This window comes from Candidatus Rhodoblastus alkanivorans, assembly GCF_022760755.1.
Taxonomy (GTDB): domain Bacteria; phylum Pseudomonadota; class Alphaproteobacteria; order Rhizobiales; family Beijerinckiaceae; genus Rhodoblastus; species Rhodoblastus alkanivorans.
In genome coordinates this window covers 2558436-2573195 of sequence record NZ_JAIVFP010000001.1, presented here as the reverse complement: position 1 = coordinate 2573195, position 14760 = coordinate 2558436, and the positions used below count along the sequence as shown (strand labels likewise).

Genomic DNA, 14760 nt, shown 5'->3' with positions numbered 1-14760 from the left:
CCGCGCTTCTCCCCCGGCCGCCGTTCGGCAATCGACTTTGGAAGCCGCGGTTCAATAGGCCGCGCGGTCGAAGAACAGGAGAAGGGCGGTGCGCAGTATGATTTTGCAATCGAGCCAGGTCGACCAGTTTTCAATATAGTTGATGTCGAAATCGACCCGTGTGACGACCTTTTCGCAATTGTCGAGTTCGCCGCGGCAGCCGTTGACCTGGGCGAGGCCCGTGAGTCCAGGCCTGACGCGGTGACGCGCGGCATATCGATCGGCGATCTGGCGCAGATCGAGGCCGTTGGTTCGGGTCTGCAAGGCGTGGGGGCGCGGGCCCACGACCGACATCTCGCCGCGCAACACGTTGAAGAACTGCGGCAATTCATCGAGGCTGGCGCGGCGAATGAAACGGCCGACCTTCGTCACCCGCGCATCGTCGCGCGATGTCTGCCGGCTGGCGTGGGCGTCGGCGGCATGAGCGTACATGGATCGGAATTTGAGCAGTTCGAACGGACGGCCATTGAATCCGGCGCGCTTCTGCCTGAACAGGACCGGCCCCGGACTGTCGAGCTTGATCGCCGCGGCGATCAGCAGCATGACCGGCGCGACGAAAAGCAGCGCGGCGGAGGCGACGACGATGTCCTGCATCCGCTTGGCCAGTCGGTCCCAGCCATTGATCGGGCGTTCGCCCGCCCGCAGGGCGACGCGATCGTGGATCACGCCCACGCCCAATTGATGGGCGCGAATGCTGGCGTCGTCCGGCACGACGAAAATCTCGGCTGAAAACTGGCGAAGCCGGCGAAGCCGCAGAAATGTCGCCGGCGCATGGGCCCAGGGCGTGACGACATAGATCTGGTCGATCTCCTCGCGGGCGATCCAGTCGGCCAGGCCTTCCAGGTCCTCCAGGTCGGCAAGCGCCATTATATGGGCGACCTGCGCCATGCCGCCGCTCGCGGCGTCGAGTTCGGCAATGGACAAAGGTTGCGCAAAAACCCCTACGGACAGCGCGCGAAAGACGAAATCGCCCTGTGCAAGGCGCCGGCGCGCGGCCGCGAGCAGGCCGAGCCGGACAGTCGGCGCGAGCGAGCAGGCGAGGGCGAACCACGAAAAAAACCAGATTCGCGAAAAATTTTGCGTCGTTTTGGTTGCGGCGCCAATGACAAGCAGGGCGATGAAGGTGAGCGCAAGCGCGGCCATGAGCCGATTGAGGGACGTCCTCCGGTTCAGGATTTGCCCCGTTCGATGGGCGCCGATCGCACGCGAAATGAGCAGATAGAGCAGGGCGCTCAACCCGACGATGACCGCCCGGTCGTCGAATCGGCCAAAGGTGAGCCGCCCGTATTGCGAGAGGAAAAGGGAAGCGGCCAAACCGCAGCCGAGCAAAGCCAGAACGTCGATCGCAACGACGAAAACGACGAAATTTTCGAGGGAAATGCGGTTGCCGGGCGCGGATGCCCACGTTTTTTCGACTCGATCGCCGTAAACGGCGGCGCCTCGGAACGCCACATCGGCCATGACGACGCCTTTCGGAGCAGATCAAAGAGTCGCTCCACAATTAGCTTAAGTTTAATCTATTGGCAAATGTATTGAAAAAAACATTCTTATTTCATCTATCAAATATTGCACGTGAAAAGTTGTATTGCGACATATACAATATTCCATATAATGAATGCGGTCGTAGATGTCGGTGATAATATCGCGCTCCGCCAATTAATACGAAAATGGCGTTGTCTTTAATAAATTATTAGCAAAACGGTCAGGCGGAGGCCGCGCAAAACCAATGCTTTGCCTGCGACGCCGACAGGCGCGTCCGTTCTATCCTGGGTTGCCTCCCGATTCTGGAGAATCGGAGCGAAGGGATTTGCGCGCGCTCGGCCTGAAGCGGCGCCCGTCCTGCTTGATGAGACCGGTCCCGTCGCCCATTTCGCTCTTCAGAGTGCTTGATCCGAGACGGGAGAGCCGCGAAAAACAATCTGCGGAGTGAGATTTCCTGATGATCCTCAAATTTCGGCGCAACCAACCGGCGGTGACTCCAAGGATTCCGCCAGGGCTGCGCGTCTATGCAATCGGCGACATTCACGGCCGCGCCGATCTGCTTGAAGCGGCGGCGGGTAAGATCGCGCGCGATTCGCGTGATGCGCCGCGGACGCTGACCATTTTCCTCGGCGACTATATCGACCGTGGACGTGATTCCGCCGCCGTGCTCGAACGGCTGAGCAAAAGGGATTTTCCGACGGATTTCGTCGCCCTGCGCGGCAATCACGAGCAAACCATGCTCGACGCGCTCGACGATCCGCGCATTTTCGAGTTCTGGCGCAGATATGGAGCGGTTGAAACGCTCGCGTCCTATGGCGTCGATGTGGCGGATGTGATGCGCGGCGCCGGCTTCGTGGAGGCCCGGGACGAACTGAGGCGGAAGGCGCCGCCGGAACATATCGCGTTCCTGAAAGCGCTGCCCCTGTCCCATGAGATCGGCGATTATTTTTTCTGCCACGCCGGCGTGAAGCCGGGCCGTCCCTTATCGGCCCAGGAGCCGCGCGACCTGATGTTCATTCGACGGGAATTCCTTGATTCCGCCGAATGGCGCAGCAAAGTGATCGTGCACGGCCACACGCCCGTCGAGGCGCCGGAGTTCCGGGCCAACCGCATCAATCTCGACACGGGCGCCTATGCGACCAATCGTTTGACCTGCCTGGCTCTGGAGGAGGACCGGCAATGGATCCTCGAATGAAGCCTCCCGCGGCGCCGCGCATCTGGGTCGCCGGACACAGGGGCATGGTCGGCTCGGCGATCCTGCGCCAGTTGCGGGCGCGCGGCGGCGGCGAAATCCTCACCGCCGACCGCGCCGAACTCGACCTGACGGAGCAGGCCGCCGTGCGCCGCTGGCTGGCCGACCGGCGCCCGGACATCGTCATTCTCGCGGCGGCCAAGGTCGGCGGCATTCTCGCCAACGATTCCTTCCCGGTCGATTTTCTCTATCAGAACCTCGCCATCGCAACCAATGTCATCGAGGCCGCGCATGGCGCCGGGGTGGACCGGCTTGTTTTCCTTGGCTCGTCCTGCATTTATCCGAAAATGGCGCCGCAGCCGATCGCGGAGGAATCCCTGCTGACCGGCCCGCTGGAGCCGACCAATGAATGGTACGCCATCGCCAAGATCGCGGGGATCAAACTTTGCCAGGCCTATCGCAGGCAGTTCGGGCGCCGCTACATTTCGGTCATGCCGAGCAATCTCTATGGCCCCAACGACAATTTCGACCTTGAGACCAGCCATGTCCTTCCGGCGCTGATCCGCAAGTTTCATGAGGCCAGGGCAAGCGGCGCCGGCGCCGTCACGATCTGGGGAACCGGCGCGCCGCGGCGCGAGTTCCTGCATGTAGACGATCTCGCGCGCGGCGTTCTATTCTGCATGGATCATTATGACGATCCCGAACCGATCAATTGCGGCGCGGGCGATGACGTCACCATCCGGGAACTCGCCGAAATCGTCGCGAAAGCGGTCGGTTTTCGGGGAGAACTCATGTTTGACCCGGCGAGGCCGGACGGGACGCAGCGAAAGCTGATGGATTCGAGCCGGATCGCCGCGCTGGGCTTCCGACCCTCGATTGCCCTGGAGGAGGGGATCGCCGGAGTCTATCGCTGGTTTCTGGACCATTGTTCGGCCGCCGCGTGACCCTCGCCCGGCGGCGGCGAAACTTTATTTGAGAGGCCATATGACAACCGAACAGCCGAAAGATCCCGAAGAAGCCCTGCAGCAGGGGGAAGCCGCCTCCTCTGCCGCCGTGACCCACGCCATGCAGGCCGTGCAGAAGGCCATGGAAGAGCTTGCGGCTCTTCTGGGCGCGGAATCCACCGCGACGATGGACGCCTTGAAGCAGGTGAAACAGGCGGCCTCCGAAAATCTCGCGGACGCCCGCGAAATGGGGCGCGCCGGCGTCTCCGAAATCAGCGAATCGGTGCGCCGCAATCCGCTCGCCTGGCTGGCGGGAGCGGTCGGCGTGGGGCTTATTGTCGGACTCTGGCGCAACCGGGCTCATCGGCCATGAGCAGCTTTTTCCCGCTGGAAACGGCGCTTCTGTCGCGCCGCTTCCGGCTTTTCGCGATCGCCGCGCTCATAGGCGCAATTTTCCTTATTTTTGCCGTCGCCTTTTTCGCCTTCGCCGCCTATCTCGCGCTGCTGGCCAATCTTCCGCCGTGGCAGGCGGCGCTTTGCGTCGGCGGCGGCGCTCTCGTGCTGGGCGCGATATTGCTTGTGGTCGCGGTCCAGGCGCTCGGACGCGCGACGACGCAGGTTCGCGTTGCTGTCAATGCGGTCAAAGGCAACGCCCTCGTGCGGGCGGCGCCTCTGGCGGTTGGGCTCGCGGCCAGAAATCCGCGATTGGTCGCCGCAATCGCCGCCGCCTTGACCGCGATCTTCGCGCTCATGCGCGCCGGCAAAAGCGAGCGGCCGAAGAAGTCCTAACCCGTCCGTCGCGAAAAGGCGCGGGCGAGCGCGCAGAAGCCCGCTATGTCGATTTCTTCGGCGCGCCGCGTCGGCTCAATTCCGGCTTCTTCAAGCAAGAGCGCCGGATCGCCTATTCCCGGCAGGCTTTTCAGCGCCTGCCGCAGCATTTTGCGCCTTTGCCCGAAGGCGGCGAGCGTCACCTTTTCGAGAGCCCGAACCCCGCAGGGGAGCGGATCGGCGCGCGGACGCAGCTCGACCACGCTTGAGGTGACTTTCGGTGGCGGGGTGAAGGCTGAAGGCGGCACGTCGAACAGGATGCGCGTTTCGCAGCGCCAGTTGGCGAGCACGCCGAGGCGGCCGTAATCGGCTCTTTCGCGCGGGGTCGCCACGATCCGCTCGGCGACCTCGCGCTGGAACATCAGCACCAGCCGGTCAAAAAACGATGGCCAGGGATCGAGCGCGAGCCATGTCGTAAGCAATTGCGTGCCGATATTATAGGGCAGGTTGGCGCAGATGCGGATCGGCGGCTCCGCGCCGCGCGCGGCCAGGAAGGCCGGATAATCGAGGGCGAGCGCGTCGCCGGGAAAAATGTCGAGACGGCCGGGAAAGGCCGCCGCGATTTCCTCCAGCGCCGCGAGGCAGCGCTCGTCGCGCTCCACCGCGATCACTTTTTTCGCGCCATTGCTCAGCAAGGCGCGGGTCAGCCCGCCGGGCCCCGGGCCGATCTCCAGAATGGTTGCCTCTTCGAGCGGCCCCGCGGCGCGCGCGATTTTTCCGGTGAGATTGAGGTCGAACAAAAAATTCTGGCCGAGCGATTTTTTCGCCATGAGCCCATGCCGGGCGACGACGTCGCGCAGCGGCGGAAGACCGGGCGGCGGATCGCCGGTCATGCGCGCGCTCGCGCCATTCTTGCCGCGAGCGCTGTCGCCTCCGCCAGGCTCGTGTCCCGCGCGGCCCCGGTCCCGGCGATGGCGAAGGCGGTTCCATGATCGGGCGAGGTGCGGATGAAGGGCAGGCCGAGGGTGACATTGACCCCGCTGTCGAAGGCCAGGGTCTTGATCGGAATCAGCGCCTGGTCGTGATAGGCGCAGATCGCGACGTCATAGGTTTCGCGCGCCGCGGCGTGGAACATGGTGTCGGCGGGCAGGGGGCCGCGAACGTCGTGACCCCGCGCCGCGAGCCGCGCGACGGCTGGGGCGATGATCTCGATGTCCTCGCGGCCGATCGCGCCGTCCTCGCCGGCATGGGGATTGAGGCCAGCGAAGACCAGCCGCGGCCGGGCGATGCCGAAATCGCGGCGGAACGCCTCGGCGACGATCTCGCCGATCTCGACCAGGTCCTCGGTCGTGAGTAGGGCGGGAACCTGCGCCAGCGGGACATGGATGGTCGCCGGAACCACCGCGAGCTCCCGCGACCACAGCAGCATGACTGGACGCACGGCGCGTCCATAAAGTTTGCGCGCGAGTTCGCCGAGATATTCGGTATGGCCGGGATGGGCGAATCCGGCGCGGTAGAGCACGGATTTGGCGATCGGATTAGTGACGACGGCGCAGGCCCGGCCGGCATGGACGAGTTCGACGGCGCGCGCAATCGATTCGATCGTCGCCGGCGCGTCGGCCGGATCGGGCTGCCCCGGCTCGCCGGCGACGCGCGCTTTCAGCGCCAGCACCGGCAAAGCGGAAGGAAAAACTTCCGCCGCCTGTTCGGGCTCGGCCTCGACAACCTCGACCGGGAGACCGAGCCGTTCCGCGCGGCGGCGCAGCAGGCCGGGATCGGCCAGGACGAGGAAGGGTTCGCCGTCGTCGCGGCTTCGGCTGTAAAGCGTGAGCGTAATGTCCGGTCCGACGCCTGACGGATCGCCTTGCGTCAGGCAAAGGGGCGGACGGGACGCGGTCATTTTCCTGTCTTGACGATCACGGCGCGGGCGCGAAGATCGGCGTAAAGCGCATCGGCCTGTTTCTCGACGATCCGCTGCAGGACCTTGTCCTGCGCCAGTTTGCGTTCGGCGTCCGATCCCGCCGCCTTGCGCTCGCAGACCGCCACGGCGGCGATGCCCGTCGAATCCCGGTTCGGGCCGCTCAGGTGGCCGAGCGGCGTCTTGTCGAGAAGCGCGGTCAACTGGTCGCCAAGCTGCGACGAGGTGCGGGTGATCGGGTCGCGCACCACGAAATCACCCATTTCGGTGGCGATTTTCACGCCGGTTTCGCAATTGGTGAAGCGCGCGCGCAAAGCCGCCATCTTCTTGACCGCGGCCTGAAGGCCCGCAGCCCCGGCGGAGGGCGGCACGATGAGGACCACCTGGCGCAGGGTGTAGGTCTTTTCCTTCGAGATCGACTTGTCGCGCGCGATTTCGGCGTCGACCGCCTCGCGGCTCACCTCGACGGCGCGGTTGCGGGCGCGGGCGTAAAGCACGAAGGCCTGGTGGATGGCGAAGAAATTCTCGACGTGTTTCGGATCGATATGGGCCGCTGCAACCCTTTGCTGGAGCTGTGCGTCCGACATATGGCCCTTTTCGGCGAAATAATGGATCGTCGGACCGAATTGGCTCGCCGAGATGTGGATTTGGTATTTGTTGATTTCGGTGGCCTTCACCCGCGATTCGATCAGGCTTTCGAGCGCCGCCGAGGAGGAGGAGGGCTGGCCGATGGCGCGCAGCAGCCTGGCGCGCTGGGCTATGTCATAAGTGGTGATGGCGTCGCCATTGACGGTGGCGACGACGGACTGGGCGCGAGCGCCCGCCGCGGGCCAACACGCCGCCAGAGCCATAAGGACGAGCGCGAAAAGTCGCGCCGATCCACCGAAATTCCCTTTCATTCCGAATGCCATGCCCATTTTCCGTTACAGCCGCTTGCTCGACGCCATCCGCCGCCGTCCATCCCATTTCGGAAAATTGCGGCGGCAATCGGGTCGGGACGTTAGCCGCATAAGGGTTTGTGGGGCAAGACGCCAGATGACCATATACGGCAGCCGCGCCGTCAATTGTAACGCACGCCGTCCTGAATCTGGCCGGGGGAGACCATGATCGGCGCCTTGATGTCGCCAAGCGTGCGCAGGTCGAGCGTCAGCAGCAGAGTCTGGTTGCGCACATAGGCGGGCGGATTGCCGAAATTGTCGGAAATGGCGTTGGTGTAATTGATCGAAAAATTGGTGCAATCGTCGGTATAGCCGGCGCCGATGCCCCAGGCGGCGATCGAGAACGTGGGCTGCGGGGTCGGCAGGTAATCCGGATAGTAATAGTGGCGGCTGAGGTCGAAATTGATGTTGCCGGAGACGAAATAATGCTCCAGCACGTTATATTTCGAGCTGAACTGAAGTCCTTCGCGCCGATAGATATAGCCGATCATCGGCTGCTGCTCGTAATCGGCGAACTGGCCACTGAATTCGATCGGCCCATAATGGGCGCGCGCGGTGACGTCGAGATGCGCGAGAGCCCATGTCGCCTCGTTGAACCGCGCCTTGGCGATGAAGCTGTAATTGCTGTTGGGCGTGTAGGTGACGCGCGTAATATAATCGGACATCGGCGTATTGAGGCCGGATTCGAGACCGACATTGGCGGCGTCCGGCGTGTTGTATGAGTTCACCCCGGCGACCTGGGCGGACTGGCCGAACATGGCGTTGACATAGCCGTGCTTGTCCATGTCGAGGGTGAACTGGGCGCCGTAATTGGCCCGCACGCCCGTCTCGAACCGGTCGTAGCCGGAATATTTGTCCCATTCGAACAGGTTCGAATCGTCGAACACCAGGCTTTGCGCGTCCAGATTGACGATCGTATTCGAGATCTGGCTGTTCGGCCGCGCGATGATCTGGGCGATCGGCTCAATCACCAGCGATCCGATGGGGGTGCGCGCCAGCAGAGGATAGCGCCATTCAAGACCCACGCCCGGCGTCATCGTGCCCTGGAACTGGTTGTTATCCCCGAAGTAATTGCTCTGATAGGCGTTGGCGATGGTGTCCGAGCCGAAGGTCGCTGAGCCCGAAGTTGAATAGTTCAGGTAATTACCGTTGGCGCGCAGGAAGGCGAAGGGGGTGAAGACTTCGCCGAGCGGATCGATGATCTTGCGCTTCCACGACAATTCGACCGTGCCGCTCGTATAGTTGCCGCCGATGCCACGGAGTATGCAGGCGCCCGGGGTGTAATCGGGCTTGCCGGTGACGGGATTGTTGCAGACCGGATGCAGGCCGTAAAGGTTGTCGATCTCGATCGCGCCGACCTGCTGATAGGAGGCGAGCGCCGCCGAGGAGCTGGTCAGATTGGCGTCGATTTCGAGCTGGCCGCCAATGCCGTGGGTCTTCTCAGGCGCGAGGTCGATCGTCTTGTTATAGTCCCACATCGGCCAGACGGCGGCGAGCTGCGGCTGGTAGTCGAAGTTGGACAGGCCCTGGAACGAATAGCCGCGCAGGTCGAAATAGCCGCGGTCGCCCTGACCGTTCAGATAGACCGACGATGAGGTCTCGCTGTAGAAATTTCCGTTCAGCACGGGATTGGGCAGCCCGTAATCGTTGACGTACCATTTATCGGAAACGCGCATCACGTCCCAGCCGAACTTCCACTTCTGGCTCAGCCAGATCGTGCCCTGGGTGGTGACCGCGCCGCGGTTGGTCTGGTCGCCCGAGCCCCAGGGCTGCGGGGCGAAGGCGCTGTCCGCCTGCTGATGGATGCCGTTGATGTCGATGTAATAATAGCCATTGTCGAGCCGATGGCGGAACTCGACGTCTCCCCACAGGCCCTGGCGCATGAGGTACATCGGCGTGACCGTCAGGTCCATGTTCGGCGCTATCGCCCAGAAATAGGGCGTGCCCAAGCCATAGCCGGTGGTGGACCTGTAGGCGATGCGGGGGGCCAGGAAGCCGGATTGACGCTTCACGCTCGGGTCCGCCGTCGAGAAGAACGGAAAATAAGCGATCGGATAGCCGTAGAGTTCGAAGGTCGCATCTTCGAAATAGAGCATCTGCTCGTTGTTTTTATGGATGATCTTTTTGGCGCGCAGGCGCCACAGCGGCGGGCGCTCTGGATGTTCGGCGCAGCTCGGGCAGGCGGTATAGGTTCCCCTGTAAAAGACGGTGGTGTCGGCGTCCACCTTGTCCGAGCGGGTCGCGCTCACATGGGTGCGCTCCTTGGTGTCCGCGCGCACCGTGTCCACGAAACCCTGTTTGAAATCGCCGGACAATTCCATCTTGTCGGCATGGGTCACCGAGCCGTCGGGATCGGTGAGCTTGACCGAGCCTTCCGCCAGCACCCGCCCGGTGTCCTTGAAATAAGTGACCCGGTCGGCTTCGAGGACCTTGCCCTCGTAATAGATCTGGGCGTCGCCCTCCGCCGTCACCGAATGGGCCTTGTCGTCGTAGACGACTTCATTGGCCTCGACCACCATCGGGCCCTTCTGGCCGCTGGCTGCGCCGGAGATGCGGTCGCCCAATGTCTGGGCCGCGGCATCGCGGACGGGGCCGGGGACGCCGACGAAAAGAACCAGTCCCGCCGAGAAAAGGCTGAATGCGCCCAGACGGAGGGCGCGCCCCGACCCTCGGCGGCGCGCCGCGCGGCGAGTCCGGCGATTGGGAAGACCCTTCGCCATCAGCCGTCCTCGCGATTGAGAAGAGTGAGCGCGCCCAACATATTCGCCACGATTGCCGGCGACCACGCGGCCACGGGCGTGCTCAGCACCCCCGCGTTGCCAAGGTCGGATACGAGTTTCGTGGCGACATAAAGCACGAAGCCCGCTCCGACGCCACCCAGAACCAGAACCCCGACGCCGCCCATACGGGACAGTTTCAGCGAAAATGAGGCTGCAATCAACACCATGGCCGCCAGGAGCGCCGGCAAGGCGAGGAGGGACTGGAAACGCAAACGATACCCCACTGCGTCGAGACCGGCTTCTTCGGTGTCTTCCACAAAGCGTGGCAGAGACCAGAATGGAACCGATTCAGGCGATACGAAACTCTGCACGACCTGGTTGGGCCGCAGATTAGTCGCGAGATGGTAAACATCTACTCTCCGTGGCGCGACCCCTGGCGCAGCGATCACCACCTTGGAGAGCCGCCACTCGCCATCGATCATGTCCGCCTCGTCGGCGTCGGCCCGTTCCAGGAACTTGCCGGTCTTGTCGAATACGAAGGCCGTGACATTGACCAGATGCAAACCGGAATTTGCGGAGGCGCCCGCCCGCAGAATCGATTGCCCGACCGGGCTCGTCTGGCGAATCCACATGCTGGTGTCATTGGCGAGCAGCTTGTTCTTGAAAAGCCCGGCTTCGATGAGTTCGGCCCGCTGTTTCATCGTCGCCGACAGCGGGTTGTAAATCCCGATCGCGACAAGGCCGACGCCGAGCGCCGCCAGCAGCGGCGGGGCAAGGAACTGCCACACCGACACGCCGGCCGCGCGCGCCACCACCAGCTCCAGCTTGCGGGTGAGATTGATGAAGGCCGCCATCGCCCCGAACAGGACGGCGAAGGGGAGAATCTGCTCGGCGACGATCGGCGTGTCCAGAAGCGCAAGCCAGGCGACCAGAGCCGTTCCCGCATTGGGGCTGTCGCTGGAGCGGCGCAGAAGCTCCACGAAATCGACCATATAAATCAGGGCGAAGATCGTGAAAAAGACGACGGCGACGCTCTTGACGAAACGTGAGCCGAGATAAAGGCCGAGCGTGGGTCCGATCATTCAGGCCGCCGCGTAAACGGCGCGCGCGCGCCCGAAGGGGTGCCGGAAAGCGGAACGGAAGGCATAGAGCGCCGCCACGGCGGCGCCGCCGAGGGGCAGGGCGTAGGCGAGCGGCACGGCGGAGGCCTCGCGGGCCATCAGGGCCGAGGCGCCGAAGCCGCCGACCCGCAGCAGCAGGGCCGCGAGCACCGCCGCGCCAATGGCCACGCCGCGATTCTGGCGCGTGGTCCGGGGGGCGCCGAGGGCGGCGAAGGCGATCATGCCCATGGCGAGCGCATAGAGCGGGGCGGTGAACCTTTCGTGCAGCTCGGCGCGGAAATGGCCCTCGTCCAGTTTCACATAGGGTTCGGACGTGTCGTAGTGCAGCAGGTCCCAGGTCGAGCGCTCGCGCGGGCGCAGCGGCGCGCTATCCGCGCGCGAACCGAAACGGTCGAGGTCGAGGGCGTAGGAATCGAACATCACGATGGCGGGGGCGGCGCTGCCTTTGTCCTGGCGCTGGATCGTTCCCGTCTGGAGCACGAGGTAATTCTGGTCGCCGACCTTGGTCGCGATTCCCCGTTCCGCAAGATAGACGTTGCTTTGGCCCGGCTCGCGCTGGTCGAGCATGAAAATGCCGAGCAGGGCGCCGCCCGGTCCGCGCTCGCGATAGTGGAAATAAAGGCCGTAATCGAGCCCGTTGAAGGCGCCGGGCCGCACGATTCGGGTCAGGAAGTCGGTATGGACCTCGGAAATCGCATAGCGCAGGGCGCGAAAGCTCCAGGGCATCGCCCACAGCGACATGACGCCGCAAAACAGAGACCCGGCCACGATCAGGGCGGCGAAGGGCCGGAACAGCTGGAAGGGCGAAAGGCCCGCCGAGGCGGCGACGACCAGTTCGCTGTCGCCATTGAGCTTGTTGAGGGCGAAAACGGTCGCGATGAATAGAGCGATCGGCGAAATGACCATCAGCAGCGAGGGGATGATCAGGCCGGTGATATGGAAAAAAACGATCAGGGACTGGCCCTTGGTGGTCATCAGGTCGAAATCGCGCATCGCCTGGGTCAGCCAAATCACGGCCGTGAGCACCCCGAGTGCGATCAGGAAGGCCGAGCCGGAGATCTTGAAAATATAGCGTTCGACCAGGGACATATTCTGCTTTCGCTCGCGGCGCGCGCCTCGACATAAATCAAAATTGCGGCGCCGCAAAGAGCACGGGCCCTCACGCCAGAACTTCGACCTCGGGCTGACGCCTTGGTTCAAGACGTCAAGTCGCGGGACGGGCGTGACGGCGTTGTCGACCTGAGTTCGGAACCCTGGGCCTCGCCCCTAGATAGCCTGCTCAGTTTGGCGTTTCCAAGGCTGCGTTTTGTCGCGGCGCCCCTTGGCGCGAAGCTTTGGAAGGAGCGTGACTTTCCGGGCACAGTGCGCATTGACCGGATTCGATGAGCCGTCGCATATTGACGCGAATCCCTATCCGCCCAACTTCCCTGAGGCGGCAAGTCTTTCTCCGTCCCGCGCGCCGCGGCGCGCTCAAAGTGAGGTTTCCATGTCCGCTTCCGTCACGCTTGGCGTCATGTCGATCGCGGAGGCTCTGGCCCCGGCGCCCCCAGCCGGAGGCTACACCCTGGTCATTTTTGTCGATGGCGCGCTCGCGCTTGGCGCGGCGGCGGCTTCGGCGCTCGGCGACGCCGCGGGGTTGATTCCGCGCGCCGCCGAGGCCGCCTCCTTCAAGGGCAAGATCGGCTCGGCGCTCGACATTCTGGCGCCGGCCGGCCTCGCCGCGCAACGGCTTCTGGTGCTCGGGACCGCGCCCGACAAGGAGGGTGAAAAGGTCGATTACCTGCGTCTCGGCGGCCTTACGGTGGCCAAGCTCGGCAAGGCGAAACTGGCCCGAATCCTGTTCGATTTCGCCTCGGCGCCCGAGGACGCGGCCGCGGCGGCTTCGGATTTCGCCCTCGGCCTGCGCCTGCGCGGCTATAAATTCGATCAGTTCAAGACGAAAAAGGCGCGGAAAGACGATTCCGAGAACGGCGGCCCGGTCGATCTGAAGATCGCCGGCGCGGACGGCGCGGCGATCGCCGGCATCCAGGGGCTCGCCGACGGCGTGGATCTCGCCCGCACCCTCGTCAATCTTCCGCCGAACCTGCTTTATCCCGAGAGCTTCGCGGACAAGGCCAAGGAGCTGGAAAAACTCGGCGTCGAGGTCGAAATTCTCGACGTTCCGGCGATGGAGGCTCTGGGCATGCGGGCGCTGCTCGGCGTGGGCCAGGGCTCGAAACGGCCGAGCCGGGTCGTCATCATGCGCTGGAACGGCGGGTCCAAGGACGCCAAGCCGGTCGCCTTCATCGGCAAGGGCGTGTGTTTTGATTCGGGCGGCGTTTCGCTCAAGCCCGGCGCCGGAATGGAGGATATGAAGGGCGACATGGCGGGCGCCGCCTGCGTGACCGGCCTGATGCACGCCCTCGCCTCGCGCAAGGCCGCGGTCAACGCCATCGGCGCGATCGGCCTGGTCGAGAACATGCCCGACGGCGCCGCCCAGCGCCCCGGCGACATCGTCGCCGCCATGTCGGGCACGACGATCGAGATCATCAACACCGACGCCGAGGGGCGCCTCGTCCTCGCCGACGTCCTCTGGCATGTTCAGGACGCTTACAAGCCGGCCTTCATGATCGATCTCGCGACGCTCACCGGCGCGATTCTGGTTGCGCTCGGCCAAGAATATGCCGGGCTGTTCAGCAACAACGACGAATTGGCCCAACGCCTGACCGAGGCCGGGACCAAGAGCGGGGAAAAGGTCTGGCGCATGCCGCTCGGCCCAGCCTACGATAAACTGATCGATTCGAAGTTCGCCGATATCAAGAACACCGGCGGGCGCCACGCCGGCTCGATCACCGCGGCGCAGTTCCTCCAGCGTTTCGTCAACGACACGCCCTGGGCCCATCTCGACATTGCCGGCACCGGCATGGCGGCGGCGACCGGAGACCTCAATCAGAGCTGGGGCTCGGGCTGGGGCGTCCGCCTGCTCGACCGGCTTGTCAAAGACTATTACGAAAAGCCTGAATAATCGTGGAATTCTGGTTCTACCAGCTGCAAAGGCGAACACTCGAACAGGCGCTTCCGGCCCTGATCGAGCGTTCGCTCCAGCGCGGCTGGCGGGCCGTGGTGCAGAGCCGGACGCCGGAGCGGCTGGCGGCGATCGACGACCTGTTGTGGACCTATGCCGAGGATTCCTTCTTGCCGCACGGCTCGCAGAACGACGGCGATCCCGAATTGCAGGCGGTCTGGCTGACCTGCGGCGACGACAATCCCAATGGCGCGCGGATTCGATTCCTGGTCGAGGGCGCCGCGGCCGAGCCCTTCGCCGGGTCCGACTACGAGCGCCTGATCCTTCTGTTCGACGGGCGCGACGAAATGTCGCTCGCCACAGCTCGCGAACAATGGCGGCTGTTGCGCCTAAGCAACGCAAATCTCTCCTATTGGCAGGAAACGGAAGAGGGCGGCTGGCGCAAGCAGGCCTGATTCGTGAAGGCCCGGCGGGGCTTTGCCGCATTTCTGACATATTGTCGGGACCATTCTAAGGCGGGTTCACAAAACCGTGATCCGACGGAACGCGCGCGCCTTCGCGGCGGCATGCCTAGGAAATGGTTAACTATTTGGTTAAATCTTTTGGCAATTTCCCCGACGCAATATGGCGGATG

General features: G+C 63.8%; 13 protein-coding genes. 6 read left to right on the top strand and 7 right to left on the bottom strand.

What is annotated here, in order from left to right; genetic code table 11:
* Positions 1-51: 51 nt before the first annotated feature.
* Positions 52-1500, bottom strand: a complete 1449-nt coding sequence (locus tag K2U94_RS11910; protein WP_243067417.1) for an exopolysaccharide biosynthesis polyprenyl glycosylphosphotransferase — start codon at positions 1498-1500, stop codon at positions 52-54.
* Between the two features lie 478 nt (positions 1501-1978).
* On the opposite strand from K2U94_RS11910, the gene K2U94_RS11905 reads away from it, so the two are divergent.
* The 4 genes from K2U94_RS11905 to K2U94_RS11890 are packed head-to-tail and all read left to right on the top strand — an operon-like array spanning position 1979 to position 4446.
* Complete coding sequence (locus K2U94_RS11905; protein WP_243067416.1) at positions 1979-2716, top strand: metallophosphoesterase family protein; 738 nt, start codon at positions 1979-1981, stop codon at positions 2714-2716.
* The gene (fcl, locus tag K2U94_RS11900) at positions 2713-3657 is read left to right on the top strand and encodes a GDP-L-fucose synthase (RefSeq protein ID WP_243067415.1); all 945 of its coding nucleotides are present in this window, start codon (positions 2713-2715) and stop codon (positions 3655-3657) included. The genes K2U94_RS11905 and fcl overlap by 4 nt, the downstream gene beginning before the upstream one ends.
* Positions 3658-3697: 40 nt before the next feature.
* Positions 3698-4030: a hypothetical protein gene (locus K2U94_RS11895; protein ID WP_243067414.1), complete on the top strand. Its 333-nt coding sequence runs from the start codon at positions 3698-3700 to the stop codon at positions 4028-4030.
* On the top strand, positions 4027-4446 hold the full coding sequence (locus tag K2U94_RS11890) for a hypothetical protein (RefSeq protein WP_243067413.1): 420 nt from the start codon (positions 4027-4029) through the stop codon (positions 4444-4446). Before K2U94_RS11895 ends, K2U94_RS11890 begins: the two co-directional genes overlap by 4 nt.
* Here the strand turns inward: K2U94_RS11890 and rsmA are convergent.
* From rsmA to lptF, 6 genes are all read right to left on the bottom strand, one after another.
* The gene (rsmA, locus tag K2U94_RS11885; protein ID WP_243067412.1) at positions 4443-5318 is read right to left on the bottom strand and encodes a 16S rRNA (adenine(1518)-N(6)/adenine(1519)-N(6))-dimethyltransferase RsmA; all 876 of its coding nucleotides are present in this window, start codon (positions 5316-5318) and stop codon (positions 4443-4445) included. The two genes, K2U94_RS11890 and rsmA, sit on opposite strands and share 4 nt — an antisense overlap.
* Positions 5315-6325: a 4-hydroxythreonine-4-phosphate dehydrogenase PdxA gene (gene pdxA, locus K2U94_RS11880; RefSeq protein WP_243067411.1), complete on the bottom strand. Its 1011-nt coding sequence runs from the start codon at positions 6323-6325 to the stop codon at positions 5315-5317. Before pdxA ends, rsmA begins: the two co-directional genes overlap by 4 nt.
* Positions 6322-7242 carry a peptidylprolyl isomerase gene (locus tag K2U94_RS11875; protein ID WP_243067410.1) on the bottom strand — a complete coding sequence of 307 codons (921 nt, stop codon included), beginning with the start codon at positions 7240-7242 and terminating at the stop codon, positions 6322-6324. Before K2U94_RS11875 ends, pdxA begins: the two co-directional genes overlap by 4 nt.
* A 161-nt stretch (positions 7243-7403) precedes the next feature.
* Positions 7404-10001 carry an LPS-assembly protein LptD gene (locus K2U94_RS11870; protein WP_243067409.1) on the bottom strand — a complete coding sequence of 866 codons (2598 nt, stop codon included), beginning with the start codon at positions 9999-10001 and terminating at the stop codon, positions 7404-7406.
* The gene (lptG, locus tag K2U94_RS11865; protein WP_243067408.1) at positions 10001-11083 is read right to left on the bottom strand and encodes an LPS export ABC transporter permease LptG; all 1083 of its coding nucleotides are present in this window, start codon (positions 11081-11083) and stop codon (positions 10001-10003) included. Before lptG ends, K2U94_RS11870 begins: the two co-directional genes overlap by 1 nt.
* On the bottom strand, positions 11084-12211 hold the full coding sequence (gene lptF, locus K2U94_RS11860; RefSeq protein ID WP_243067407.1) for an LPS export ABC transporter permease LptF: 1128 nt from the start codon (positions 12209-12211) through the stop codon (positions 11084-11086).
* Between the two features lie 397 nt (positions 12212-12608).
* Between lptF and K2U94_RS11855 the strand changes: the two genes are divergently transcribed.
* The gene (locus K2U94_RS11855; protein WP_243067406.1) at positions 12609-14126 is read left to right on the top strand and encodes a leucyl aminopeptidase; all 1518 of its coding nucleotides are present in this window, start codon (positions 12609-12611) and stop codon (positions 14124-14126) included.
* A gap of 2 nt (positions 14127-14128) precedes the next feature.
* The gene (locus tag K2U94_RS11850; RefSeq protein WP_336606160.1) at positions 14129-14581 is read left to right on the top strand and encodes a DNA polymerase III subunit chi; all 453 of its coding nucleotides are present in this window, start codon (positions 14129-14131) and stop codon (positions 14579-14581) included.
* Positions 14582-14760: the final 179 nt, after the last annotated feature.